At 40.8% G+C, this 13,607-nt stretch carries 13 protein-coding genes and 1 riboswitch; of the genes, 4 read left to right on the top strand and 9 right to left on the bottom strand.

The window, feature by feature from the left end:
- Positions 1–21: 21 nt before the first annotated feature.
- The 9 genes from FA047_RS11450 to FA047_RS20505 form a co-directional block, all read right to left on the bottom strand.
- Positions 22–654: an SCO family protein gene (locus tag FA047_RS11450; protein ID WP_136836212.1), complete on the bottom strand. Its 633-nt coding sequence runs from the start codon at positions 652–654 to the stop codon at positions 22–24.
- Complete coding sequence (locus FA047_RS11455; protein ID WP_136836213.1) at positions 654–1,088, bottom strand: hypothetical protein; 435 nt, start codon at positions 1,086–1,088, stop codon at positions 654–656. The genes FA047_RS11450 and FA047_RS11455 overlap by 1 nt, the downstream gene beginning before the upstream one ends.
- 27 nt (positions 1,089–1,115) lie before the next feature.
- Positions 1,116–2,399, bottom strand: a complete 1,284-nt coding sequence (locus tag FA047_RS11460; RefSeq protein WP_136836214.1) for a sialidase family protein — start codon at positions 2,397–2,399, stop codon at positions 1,116–1,118.
- Positions 2,400–4,706, bottom strand: coding sequence for a TonB-dependent receptor domain-containing protein (locus tag FA047_RS11465; protein WP_136836215.1), 2,307 nt, complete (start codon positions 4,704–4,706; stop codon positions 2,400–2,402).
- 223 nt (positions 4,707–4,929) lie between these two features.
- Entirely contained in the window at positions 4,930–5,127 is a 198-nt protein-coding gene (locus tag FA047_RS20830) for a hypothetical protein (protein ID WP_225872708.1), read from the bottom strand.
- A gap of 221 nt (positions 5,128–5,348) precedes the next feature.
- Complete coding sequence (locus tag FA047_RS11475; protein WP_136836217.1) at positions 5,349–5,735, bottom strand: acyl-CoA thioesterase; 387 nt, start codon at positions 5,733–5,735, stop codon at positions 5,349–5,351.
- Positions 5,736–5,844: 109 nt separating this feature from the next.
- Positions 5,845–6,843: a beta-ketoacyl-ACP synthase III gene (locus FA047_RS11480; protein ID WP_136836218.1), complete on the bottom strand. Its 999-nt coding sequence runs from the start codon at positions 6,841–6,843 to the stop codon at positions 5,845–5,847.
- A 55-nt stretch (positions 6,844–6,898) separates the two neighbouring features.
- Entirely contained in the window at positions 6,899–9,217 is a 2,319-nt protein-coding gene (gene metE / locus FA047_RS11485) for a 5-methyltetrahydropteroyltriglutamate--homocysteine S-methyltransferase (RefSeq protein WP_136836219.1), read from the bottom strand.
- A gap of 148 nt (positions 9,218–9,365) precedes the next feature.
- Entirely contained in the window at positions 9,366–9,509 is a 144-nt protein-coding gene (locus FA047_RS20505; protein ID WP_169304391.1) for a hypothetical protein, read from the bottom strand.
- A riboswitch (cobalamin riboswitch) is annotated at positions 9,469–9,655 on the bottom strand. (Overlaps the previous gene by 41 nt.)
- Positions 9,656–9,825: 170 nt before the next feature.
- Between FA047_RS20505 and FA047_RS11490 the strand changes: the two genes are divergently transcribed.
- Genes FA047_RS11490 through FA047_RS11505 form a run of 4 tightly spaced genes read left to right on the top strand, consistent with a single transcriptional unit; the run spans position 9,826 to position 13,592 of the window.
- Positions 9,826–10,479, top strand: coding sequence for an SCO family protein (locus tag FA047_RS11490; protein ID WP_136836220.1), 654 nt, complete (start codon positions 9,826–9,828; stop codon positions 10,477–10,479).
- A 2-nt stretch (positions 10,480–10,481) separates the two neighbouring features.
- Positions 10,482–10,904 (top strand): c-type cytochrome, encoded by a 423-nt coding sequence (locus tag FA047_RS11495; protein ID WP_136836221.1) that lies wholly within the window; start codon positions 10,482–10,484, stop codon positions 10,902–10,904.
- Positions 10,905–10,937: 33 nt separating this feature from the next.
- Positions 10,938–11,432 (top strand): SRPBCC domain-containing protein, encoded by a 495-nt coding sequence (locus FA047_RS11500; RefSeq protein WP_136836222.1) that lies wholly within the window; start codon positions 10,938–10,940, stop codon positions 11,430–11,432.
- 21 nt (positions 11,433–11,453) lie between these two features.
- Positions 11,454–13,592: a hybrid sensor histidine kinase/response regulator gene (locus FA047_RS11505; protein ID WP_136836223.1), complete on the top strand. Its 2,139-nt coding sequence runs from the start codon at positions 11,454–11,456 to the stop codon at positions 13,590–13,592.
- Positions 13,593–13,607: the final 15 nt, after the last annotated feature.

Genomic DNA, 13,607 nt, shown 5'->3' on the forward strand with positions numbered 1-13,607 from the left:
CGTCTAAAGATAATGAAACTCTCAATGCGTTCTAAGGAGAATCTCCATATCCTTCATCAATTGCTCAACTTCATTATCAAGTGTACCATCATATGCACCTCTCATGCGCTTTTCCTTATCGATCAGGATCAGGTAGCCCTGGTGAACAAACCCTCCGGGTTCGTTTTTATCTTCCTGCGCAGAGACCAGGTAATTGCGTTCGGCCAGGGCATAAATCTCATCTCTCGTCCCCCAAAGATATTCCCATTGTGTACCCTTGACACCAATTTTATCAGCATAAGCCTTCATTCTGGATGGCGTATCGTACTTCACATCAATGGTATGGGAGGCAAACTTAACTTCAGGATTATCCTTAAATTTCTGATAAACCTTTAAGAGGTTACGATGCATGGTCGGACAAATTGTAGGACACGAAGTAAAGAAGAAATCAGCGACATAAATGGTACCGTCAAAGTCTTTTTCAGTAACCACTGCACTGTCCTGGTTAAATAATTTAAAAGCCGGGATCTTCCTAAAAACAGTGTCGGTAACGGTCCTGCCATCCACTATCTTTTCTGCTGTTTCCATTTGTAGAAAAGGCAGCCTCTCCCTTTTTCCCCCACAGGATGAAAGCAGCATACCAGCTGTTAAACCTGCCAACAGTAGTCTTTTCATTACTTTTTAAATTTGGTCAGATACTCATTAGAGATTTTAATCTCCTGCTTATAAACACTGTCAATACCTGCTATCTTCTTCTTTTCAGCTTCGAAGTATTTCACTGCCTCTTCATTTGATTTGCCGGTAATGTCGGGCTCAAACTGATGCATCCAGTCATTCATTGCCTCCTCTGCTTTGATCAGTTCTGATTTAAGCGCATTCATCACACGCTGTTCTTTCAGCGTATCTACTTCAGGAAATGTTTCTTTTAATCCTTTAAGGTCTCTTAAAAGCGTATCCAATTTCATTTGGTTGCTGACTATGATTCCATGATCAGCCATCACAACATCATGAAATTTCATCACATCATCACGCACAACTTTATAATCAGTACCCTGCTGGCATGCAATGAATGTTGCCACCACCAATAATATTCCAGTTATTTTTTTCATCTGTATAAAATTATTTTAAAATTCTTTCTATAGGTGATTTACTACAGTATAATAGATTTCAGAGCCCTTATGGCCTTCTCTGACCCAGGCAACAAGCAATCCATTCCCGGTTTCAGTTAAAACAGCATGGTTATCCGAAAGTTCTCCATTCGTTAGTGCCGTTGAACTTTTTACTTCACCGTTGGATACAATTTTAAGAACCACCCGGGCAGATGCCGCAGGCCCTTGGCTCATCTTCATTCCTCCACCGGAATGATCCATTTTCATATTGTGTTCAGGCTCCGTTGTTGCCAGCTCTTCAAACACCATAGCTACCTTACCATTTTTAAGTGCAATCATCTGAGGATGCCTTCCTGAATTACTGATGAGTTTCCTGTTGTTAAAATCACCACCCAAGCCTTTTGAATTTGTGTAATACAATCCGGCGCCACCACCGGCGGTAAACCACAAGGCATTCATACCGGCCTGTGTGCGGGCCATGGTTGGACCTGAATGCGGACACCCGTCTATCTCCCAGTTGTCATTACTAATTGTCTTTGGTGTGGTAAAGCTCTTTCCACTGTCTTTGGAAAGCTTGTATACCATATCTCTTACTTGTTTACCTGAAAGTGCAGACGGGTACATGATATTTCGGTAAGCCAGGTGCAGATTGCCGTCTTTATCTGTAAAAAGATCCGTACGGCAACATTCGCAGGTCCCTTTCTCCAAACAGCTATCCAATCCGAACCCTTTCCCTTTTTCTGTATGTGAAAAGAACAGGGCTGAACCTTTGATTTCCTTAGCATCCCTGCCATCCAGCCATATAGCCGCAACTTCTCCATCCTTTAAAACTGCTATATCAAAAAAACTGCGTCCATAAGCATGAGACGTATCAGAATGAAGGTATTGTGCTTTAGTCCACGTCTTTCCTGCATCACCGGAGGTACTGTAATAAATGGCACCGGCAAAAGGATTCTTTTCCTTAGGAAAACGTTTAGCAAAAAGGGCAACTATGGTACCGTCAGACTTAAATGCCACCTTAGCCATGCTTTCAGCAGAGTTACTGCTGCCGGCCGAAGCGGGGACAGTAACCGGCTGACTAAAAGTTTTGGTTTGCACATTGTAAACAGCATATTTTAGACGAAACAGTGAATCTTTACCATCCTGTTCAGTCCAGCAAAGTACCGGATTTCCTTTATTGTCATTTGTAAAATACGGTCCTGCAGCTGTCGCACCTGCTATACTCACCTGAGTCGGCAATGCCTGCTTCTCTGTTGTACAGGAAGTCAGGAAACCTGCCGCTGCAATTAGTGTTATAAATATGCGTTTCATTTAAAATATATATTTAAGGTTTAAACCTCCGTAGCCATTTCTTTTTGGAGAAGGGCTGTAGTAAGGCGATTGTGCTCCATTGTAACCCACTGCGTTCAGCGAGACGATTGAACTGTAGCTTTCATCAAGAATGTTATCCAGCCCGGCGTATACATTCACCTCCAGACATTTGACCAATTGCTTTTTATAGCCAATTTTGGCGTTCAACACCTGATAGGCATCATTAAATGCAGTATTCGCATCATTCAGAGGTAGTTTGTCGCTAAAGAAATAATTACCATAAAAATAGACACCTACCTTGGTTTCCACATCTACTCCAGCATTGAGCACCCAGGGAGCAACACCAGTCAACTTGTTATCATCGTGTGTTGCAGTAACCCTATTCTGTGCATTTAAAATTTTGTAATCTTTAAACTTAAAATCAGAATAAGTAACCGCAGCAAAAGGACGCAAGCTAACAATCTCACGCTGATCTTCTTCTTTGAAAAGTTGATAAGAAAGCGCTAGTTCTACACCACCATGACTTGTTTTACCAGCATTATTATAAATCGTAATGCCCTGCTGCACAGATTGCGCAATCAGTTCTCCTTTCATGTCTAGTTTAAACACAGCCAGATCATAAGCTAGGCGCGACTTAAGCAAATTTCCTTTGGCATTTACCTCATAGTTCCAGCCCTTTTCAGCCTGGAGTACAGGATTGATGGAACCATCTACATTTTTTATTTCTGAACTTGAGGGAGGAGAGAATCCTGAACTCACGCTGGCATGCAGACTAAGTGCCTCACTGAAATTATGACTCAGTGCAATACGTGGGCTTGCCTGGGGGTCGAAGTTCTTCACACCCATCTGGTTTGTCCTCAGATAATCCTTTACATCATAATTCAAACTATTGTAGCTTAATCCTAAAGTAAGTGTGGTTTTTGAACCCAATGAAGTTTCCGACTGATAAAACAGGGAGTAATTCGTATTTCGGTAGTCTACGTTTGCATTCATCGTCCCCTCCGTACCTTTATTGTTGACGTATTGTGAACCTTTGGTCAGTCCTTCGTTGAATTCTGCGCCAATTGCAAAACGGGTTGGTAGCAGCTCAAATTCAGGATCATAACTGAAGCGGGTTCTTCCGCCATAACTTTGATGAAAGTTACGGATGTAAGCATATGGAAGCGGATGATTCAGATCGTAGAAGTACGTAAACGCACTCGTGCTATTGGAAAACTGATCATTGAAATGGTATTGCTGACCAAGGCCAATTCTTGTCCAGGTCTGATACCTGCCTGCAGCTTTATCCAGATTGGTGGCATTAGCCTGCAATGGATCAGCATTTACCTGATCAAGGGTTAAAGAACCAGGGATCTGTGAATACTGTGTGGTTCTGTTCAGCAATAAAGTAATGATACGCTTATTACTTGGAAAAAGCTGAAAATTACCTGTAAGAAACCTCCGCATATCCTTGCTGTGTTCGCGGTAACCCTCATATTCCTGCCAGCCATAAGAAACATAACTATTTACTTTATCACCGCCGCTGCGGTAAGTAGTCGCGAGTCTGTGCAGACCATAAGCTCCGATCAGGCCAGACGCTTCGATGCTCTGTTCCTGGTAAGGGGACCGCTGCATCTGAAAGTTGATTACCCCTCCTGTACCCGCACCATAAATACTTGATGCAGGACCCTTGATCACTTCAGCCCTGCCTATGCTGTTCACATCAAGGGCTTCTATCCTGGTGGTTCCATCTGCTTCTGTTACCGGAATCTCATTTACATAGATCTTTACATTTCTGATACCATAAGAGGCGCGAACGCCATTTCCACGAATAGAGATACGTGCCTCAGAAAGCGTACTTTGATCCATTCGCACTCCCGGAATGCTGTTGAGGGCGGGCTGCAGGGAAACTGCACTGCCACGATTAATATCCTTTGCTGTGAGTAAAGCGACAGATCCTGCCGTCTCCTTACTCGTCTTATTTGCACTAAGTCCTGATACACGCACTTCATTGAGACGAACAGCATCAACTTCCAGTTGTACATTCAGTTCGTTATCAACAGATTGCATCCTAACGATCTGGTTTTTATATCCTGCAAGTGAAACATTCACTTTACCTTCCAGCTGATCTGCATTGATCTCAAAAAAACCTTTAGCATCTGATCTGCCAATCTGCTGCCCATCGAGCGTAAGCAGCAACACTCCAGCCAGTGGTTGCTTGGTCTGGGAATCATATATATGGCCTTTCAAAGCCTTTGCCTGGGCCATGCCCTGCAAAAAGCAGCACATCAGGCCAATAGATAGTATTAAATATCTGTATGGGTTCATTAAAATTATATTTTTTACATAAGAATCTACCGCATCAGAAAAACCTGACGGGACATTTATCACGATAAAAGTTACTTTCAGCCATTCGTTTGGCTAAAATTTTACCTTCTCAGAGGAAATTTAGACCATTCGTTCGGCTAAAATTTACCTTCTCAGAAGAGACATAGGAATCATTGCGCTTCTTCAGCGCATTTATTCCAGTCTCTGAAGAGAACGGTCAATTTTACTGTGGCGGATGAAATATAGAATTCTTAATACTCTGCGGCATTCCTGTAGAAAAAGGAACATGAAGATTGATTTCCGCAAAGGCATACTGTTTAAACACCAATGGCTTTACTACCAGCGCATCCTGTATTTGTGTTTTTTGTGATTGGCGCTCCTGTTTTTGTTCTTTGTCCTGTGCCTGCTTTAATTTTTTCATTAAATAGCACTTTCCATTACAATGCATTTCAGGCTTATCTTTGTTTTCACAAAGTTCTTTGGCGATATAATTCTGATTCGCCTCAAAACCCAAAAACACCAATAAGCTTGAACAATTTGCCGACAGCAAACTGAACAAAAGTAATATGGATATAGGTTTCAACAGCATTTCTGGCGCAAAGATATAAAAAAGCAAGTCTGAAGACCTGCTTTAGAATGATTTTATTTAATGATGGATACCGGCTTTTTATTTTCGTCGATGGCTACAAATGAAAATTCTCCGGTTACAGCCTTTTCCCGCTCCTCGGAATACATTTGTTCCACATAAATCTCTACTTTAACCTTCATACTTGTATTACCAATATGACTTACTACACCTACTAGTTCCACAATAGTTCCGGCAGGTATAGGTCTGTTAAAGTCTATCCGGTCGCTGCTTACCGTCACCATGCGCTGTCTGCTAAACCTTGTAGCAGTAATGAATGCTACTTCATCCATCATATGCATTGCAGTACCGCCAAATAAGGTATCGTAATGATTAGTAGTATTCGGAAACACCGCCTTAAATATCCGCGTTTCCGAGTTCTTAATTTTATCTTCTATAGTCATTTGTATCTATACTAAAAATTTACCTTCTCAGAGGCGACATAGGAATCATTGCGCTTCTTCAGCGCATTTATTCCAGTCGCTGAAGAGAACGGTCAATTTTACTCTTACGCTAGCGCAGCTTTCCCCATTTCAAATAGGTAGCTCCCCAGGAGAAGCCTGCGCCGAATGCGGTAAGGATCATCTTGTCGCCATATTTAAAATCATCTTTAAAATCCCATAAACATAAAGGAATTGTGGCCGCGGTTGTATTGCCATACCTATCAATATTCACTTTTACCTGATCGGCTGATAATCCAAGGTAATCACCTACAGATTGAATAATTCTTAAGTTTGCCTGATGAGGAATAAGGTAATTGATTTGTGAACTGATCAGATCGTTAGATTTTAGTACTTCATTACAAGTATTGGTCATACCTTGAATAGCGGCTTTAAAAACAACACGACCATCCTGGCGCACGTAATGCAATTTTTCATCCAAAGTAGCCTGTGACGCAGGATATTTCGATCCCCCCGCTGTCACAATAAGGTTTTCTTTACCCGTACCATCTGTTCTGAAAAAACTATCCATCAAACCTACAGGCTCTTCAGTCTGTTCCAGCAAAACAGCTCCGGCTCCATCCCCAAATAGAATGCAGGTATTGCGGTCAGTATAATTTACAATAGCACTGTTTTTATCGGCACCTATCACTACTACCTTTTTACAGCGTCCACTCTCTATCATACTTGCACCTAAAGTCAGCGCATATAAAAAACCACTGCAGGCTGCATTGGTATCTATACCCCAGGCATTTTTAAGACCTGCCTTTTCGCAAACCATACTTCCAGTACTTACCATCACATAATCAGGTGTTGAAGTCGATACGATAACACAATCAATTTCGTCTGGATCTACATTCCCATCTTCCATTAATCTTTTCAATGCAAGGGTTGCCATGTCGGAAGTAGCGATATTTGGATCATTTACGATCCTCCGCTCTTTTATTCCTGTTCTGGCAATGATCCATTCGTTGTTGGTATCCACCATTTTTTCAAGGTCATGGTTACTCAAAACCGTGTCTGGAACATAACCTCCAACCGCGGTAATTACCGCATTTTTCCTTATTCTCATTTATGTGTATGTAATTCTGTAAAAAAGGCAGGCATGTAACCTGCCCTTTTATTTTTTACAAAGTTACGGCTTCTTCCACAGATTCCCGCAGTACTTTTGCAGCTGCGACCATTTCTACTAAAGCTTTTTTTGTTTCGTCCCAGTGTCTGGTTTTCAAACCACAGTCTGGATTTACCCAGAGCTGATCCACCGGGATTACAGCTTTAGCCTTCTCCAGCAAGTTAACCATCTCATTTCTAGAAGGTACTCGTGGAGAATGAATATCATACACACCAGGTCCTATCTCATTTGGATACTTAAAATCAGCAAAGGCATCAAGCAGTTCCATCTGGGAACGGGAACATTCAATTGTGATCACATCAGCATCCATATCCGCAATATTCTGGATAATGTCGTTAAATTCTGAGTAACACATATGCGTGTGGATTTGCGTTTCATCGGCGACCCCACTTGCCGAGATACGAAATGCCTTAACTGCCCATTCCAGATAAGACTGCCAATCGGCCTTGCGCAGAGGTAACCCTTCACGGATTGCGGGTTCGTCAATCTGTACAATTTTAATACCTGCTTTTTCCAGATCAACTACCTCATCCCTGATCGCCAAAGCGATTTGCGTACAGGTTTCTGAGCGGGGCTGATCATTGCGGACAAACGACCATTGTAAAATGGTTACAGGGCCCGTCAACATTCCTTTTACCCATTTATCACTTAGTGATTGGGAAAATGCAGACCATCTTACTGTCATGGCTTTAGGTCTGTGTACATCGCCGTAAATTACAGGAGGTTTTACACACCTACTGCCATAACTCTGTACCCAACCATTTTTTGTAAAAGTAAAACCAGCGAGCTGTTCGCCAAAATACTCAACCATATCATTCCTTTCAAACTCACCATGCACCAACACATCTATACCTGACTCTTCCTGAAAACGAATGGTTTCTTCTGTTTCGCGTTCAATTAAAGCATCGTATTCTGTCAGCGTAAGTTCTCCCTTTTTATATTTAGACCTCCAGCTCCTCACCTCTGCTGTTTGTGGAAACGAACCGATAGTAGTAGTTGGGAATAATGGTAAACCTAAAGCTTCGCGCTGAGCAGTCTTGCGCACAGCAAAATTATGTTTTCTACGGTCGTCTTTTTCAGAAATACTTTCCACACGCTGCTTTACAGCCTGATTGTGAATCAAAGAGGAAGTCAGGCGATTTTCATGAGCTTGTATATTTTCTGATAATATGTAAGGATCAAGATCCTCTTTGTTCAGCAACCATTTTAACATCACTACTTCATCAACTTTTTGCCGGGCAAAAGCCAGCCATTGTTTGATCTCCGGGGTCAATGTAGCATCATTCGTTTCCAGTGACAGGTCACATGGCGAATGAATTAAAGAGCATGAGGGACTTATAATCAATCTGTCTGTCCCTAATTTTGTCAGCGCATTTTCCAGCTGCACAAGCGACTTCTGATAATCATTCTTCCAGATGTTACGTCCATCTACCACTCCCAGTGAAAGTGTCAGATTACCTGGAATAGCCGCGAGAACCGACTCCAATTGTTCAGGAACTCGCACCAGGTCAATGTGCAACGCTGTAACGGGTAATGAAACTGCTAAAGCAGTATTGTCTTTTAAAGCCTCAAAATACGTAGTAAGTAAAATCTTTAATCTTGGAAAAGCCTTCCTGATTTCAGTATACACATATTTAAATGCCGCTTTGTCTTTTTCAGTCAGGTCCAGGGAAAGGAATGGCTCATCAAACTGCACCCACTCCACATGCTGTTCGTCCAGTTTCTTTAAAATATCCAGGTATACAGGCAGTAGATTTTTAATCAGATCAATTCGTTCAAAACCAGCTTCCTTTTCCTTACCCAACAATAAGTAAGTAACCGGACCTATAATGACCGGTTTCGTTTTGATACCCAGTCTTTTGCTTTCATTATACTCGTCCAGCAGTTTTGTAGAGAAAAGTTTAAACTGCTGATCTTTTACAAATTCCGGCACAATGTAATGGTAATTGGTATCAAACCATTTAGTCATTTCCATCGCAGTGATGTCCAGCCCGTCTTTCTGATATCCTCTTGCCATTGCAAAATACAGATCCAGCTCTGCATTACTTTTGTTGAGGATCACATCATGATAACGTTTTGGAATAGCACCTACTGTTAGGGACATATCCAATACCTGATCATAAAATGAAAAATCATTGCTTGGAATCAAGTCTATTCCTGCTTCCTGCTGCAGTTCCCAATTTCGCTGGCGGATGGCTTTACCAGCCTGTATCAACTGCTGAATGTTTGTTTTACCCGACCAATAGTGCTCGCAGGCTTTTTTGAGTTCTCTGTTGCTACCAATTCGCGGATAGCCTAGATTGTTTGTTAGCATTTTTCTTGCATTTAATTGAAAAAATCAGTTAAAAGCGCTTTGCTGAACTTCACAATGCGAACGGGAAAAAAGAAAAGAGAAAGATGTAAACGGCCAGCCCATTAGCACGTCATATCGAACCGCAGGGAGATATCTTTTAAAGATCTCGCTACGCTTCCATCGAGATGACGGACACCAACTGGAATATCTTGATGACATAACCATCGATATAGTTTAACATCAAACTAACCTTTGCTTCAAATCGCGAAAGCATTGTCAATTCGGTAAAGGCAGGTCTCCTGACTTGTAACATTTTTACCGTCCTTCCCATTCTGTTGAACAGTGGACTGCTAAGGGTAAAAACCTTTTGTGTTACTTACAGTTGCGCGACAGTTCGTGATTTACACACGATTCCCTATTAATCTACAGCTAAGTAAAACCTCTTCCGGTTGATGAAGAAATAAAGTAAAGAACTTATCAGCTGCAAACTTAGGTATTATTGTGTTAAAAAAACAGGAAAACAACAAATGGCATATATAACCCCCAGAATATGATAACCTAAATTATTACCCCAAAATTACACTTAATTTTTCCAGTAACGTACCTTTGCAGCAATTTAACCAAGTATCATGAAATTCAAACATTACCTTTTCTCTGCTGCTCTGATCGCTACAACTCTTTCTTTTACTTCGTGTAAGGAAACAAAGAAACTACCTGTTTATGGACAAAGGGAAGCAAAAGAGGTAAAAAATGCCGACGGAACTGTGAGCGTAGATACTGTTTATCAGACCATCCCGGCATTTAAGTTTTTAAATCAGGACAGCACCTACATCACCAATGATACTTTTAAAGACAAGATTTATATAGCCGATTTTTTCTTTACCTCCTGTTCTACCATCTGCCCTACCATGCACCGTAACATGAAAGAGATCTTCGAAAAGTATAAAGACAATCCAGATGTAATGTACCTTTCGCACACCATCGACTTTAAATATGACACGCCATCCAGGTTGAAAGAATATGCTAAAAAACTAGGTGTAGATGGACCAAAATGGCAATTTGCATATGGCTCAAAAGACAGTGTTTATAAAATTGCTGAAAAAGATTACCTGGTTGCTGTTGGCGAAGATTCTACACAAAGAGATGGTTACATCCATCAGGGATGGCTGGTTCTGATTGACAAAGAAAAACGCATTCGCGGAGCGTACGACGGCACTAACAAAGAACAGGTTGCACAATTAATGAAAGACATTCCAGTTTTATTAGCGGAAGACAAAAAATAACGATGCGAAGACGCTTATTGAGTTTATTATTACTTTGCACCATTGGTTTAATCGTTTATTCGTGTCAGGATGCCGGCCAATTGAGACAGGACATCTATTATACCAATGGGCGCGATCTTTATATTAAATATTGCCAAAATTGTCATGGTGTAAATGGAGAGGGACTAAGTGCACTCGCTCCACCGCTTACCGACACGATATTCCTCCTGCAAAACAAACAAAAAATCGCATGTTATATTAAAAATGGATTAAGCGAACAAGTTACCATCCATGGTCAGCAGTATCAGGAAAAAATGCCTGATTTCCCTACCCTCGCTAATATTGACTTAGCTCAAATTGTTGTTTACATTACCAATTCATTTGGCAATAAACAAGGTCATTATACTCCGGAACAAGTGGCTGATGATCTCAAAAACTGTAAATAAATCAATAGTTTTTAATTATGTTTATAGTAGATTATGGAAAATTTCGACTGGACTTCGTTTACCAAACGCATCGCCATAAAGGCTAAAATGAGTGATATTTATAATGCCTGGACAAAATCCGCAGAGCTGGAAAAATGGTTTCTGAAAAAAGCAGGCTTTTATAACAGCAATAAAAAAGCAGTGAGCAAATACATTAACGCCTCTGGAGGTAACAGCTACGAGTGGACCTGGTATTTATACCCGGATGCTATGACGGGAAGCATAAAATCTGCTAATGGCAGGGATTTTGTACAATTCACATTTGAAGGGTCCTGCATGGTAGACATTAAATTAAGCGAATCGAAGGGGTATACGATAGTAGAGTTGAAACAGCACGAAATACCAACCGATGATCAATCCAAACAATTCGTTAGATTAGGCTGCTCAAATGGTTGGGCTTTTTATCTGGTCAACATGAAATCTGTCTACGAAGGTGGCATAGATTTGAGGAATAAGGATAAGAACCTGGATCCAATGATCAACAATTAACGTTTTCTAACTAAATAATTCATGAAAGTTACTCACACTAAAACATTAGCCAGAAAAATTCTACTTACGTTTTTAGCGTTTGTAATTGTGGTATCTATCGCTGCAATTTTCGTTCGCAGTTCTATCACCGCAAAACTCGAATACATTTCTAAACTTGCCAGCAATGTAGAACGTGATCAGCTGAAACCACAACAGACCTTATTATTGCTTCAACAGGCTGAAGAAGATTTTCAGGAGTCATTGTTAAATCCAGATAGCATAAGAAGTAACAGCTACAAAGAAAAACTTAATGTAGCATTTAATAACATCGACACGCTCTTAAAAAACAATACAGATACCGCAAACCTGACTTCAGAACAAAGTAATACAGTAAGGTTACTTTATTCAAAAAAAATAATTCTTTCAGAGCGGCTCCTGGTTTTAAAACACAACTTTGACTCCCTGCTAACCGTGTATGCCCAGTTTAATGGTCAGATCCAGCAAAGAACCGTCCCTAAAATCAAAACTGAGGTAAAGACAACGAAGAATAATGTAAAGACAAAAACTGATACTGTGGTAAAAGTAGCCTCCACAGAAAAAAAAGGACTGTTTGGACGGATAAAGGACGCTATATCTAATAAAAAAACGGGTGAGAAAGACGTCATTATCATCAACAATAATAAAAACACCAATACAGCTGATTTGACTACTCAAAAGATGATTGCAGCCGATAGGAACGATTTCTCAAAGCAGCTGCAATTGCTACAGGAGCGTAATGTCACCCTGCTGAGTATGCAAAAACAGCTCATTAGCCTCAATTCAGATATCAGCAATGAACTGGAACGCATCATCAACGATTTAAAGGACATCAACTTTAGGGTTGCGGATGAGCTCAAAACCATGGCCTTTAAGAACTATCAGGAAACGACTAATCTCTTAAATAAATTCTATTTGGCAGCTTTATTTTTAGTCCTCGTCTTTGCGATATTACTCATCATCTTTATTACCCAGTTGAATAAATCTGAAATCTTTTTAAGAAAAGAAAACGAGCGTTCAATAACTATGGCGCAGCAAAAAATGGACTTACTGCTCCACATGAGCCATGAAATACGCAATCCGCTAACCGCAATCAAAGGGTTCCTGTACATTTTCAGCAGAACTACGCTTACTCAACGTCAGAAGGAAATGTTGGATTCCATCAGGGGGTCTTCTGATATGCTGCTGCTTACACTGAATGACACGCTTGATGCCGCAAAAATGGAGAACAGTGAATTTAAGATCAACAACGATCCTTTCAATCCTGATTTCATACTAAACGAGGTAATAGAAAGTATGAGCTATAGTGCAACCAAGAAAAACCTTGGGATGGATTATCAATTCAAAGGAGACAAACACGCGATAGTAATCGGGGACAGCTTTAGGCTGAAACAAATACTGATCAACCTGTTGAGTAATGCCATCAAATATACCGCTCAGGGAAATATTAAAGTAAATGCAGAGTTAAACCAGGAAAATGGATTGCAGGTAGAAGTAACTGACACGGGTGCGGGAATAAGTCAGGATCAACAGATAAACCTATTTTCTAAATACTACCAGACCGCTTCATCAAAAGGCCAGGTAGGTACCGGCCTCGGACTCTACATATGCAAACAGCTTATCGAGTTACAAAATGGCAACATCACCGTAAAAAGTGTCCCTGATACCGGAACCACATTTACTTTTTACATTCCGTATCAAAGAAATGAACAGGCACTGTCAGGTAGTCAGGGCACTGAAAATATGGTATCACTTCTTAATGGCATAAGTATTCTGGCAGTTGATGACAATGAGCTCAACCTGATGTTCCTGAAAGTAATGACGCATAAATGGAATGTTGATTTCCATCAGGCTCCGACCGCTGAAGAAGCCCTTACGATTGTCAAAGAAGGTAAAATCAAATTGGTACTAACTGATATTCAGCTCCCGGGGATGAACGGAGATCAGCTTTTGGAGGCAATAAGATCACTTAAAAGTCCCTTGAACGAGATACCGGTCATCGCTGTCAGCGGACAGTCTGACACTGCCGGTGAAAAAGGATTTGAACACAAAGGATTTTGCGGTTTTATATCAAAACCTTTTGTTGAGCAAGACCTCATTACACAGTTGGTCAAAGCATTGGATAAAAAGTCTGGGGTTGCATAAAAAACTGGTATATTT

It is taken from the genome of Pedobacter frigoris (assembly GCF_005116445.1).
Lineage (GTDB): Bacteria > Bacteroidota > Bacteroidia > Sphingobacteriales > Sphingobacteriaceae > Pedobacter > Pedobacter frigoris.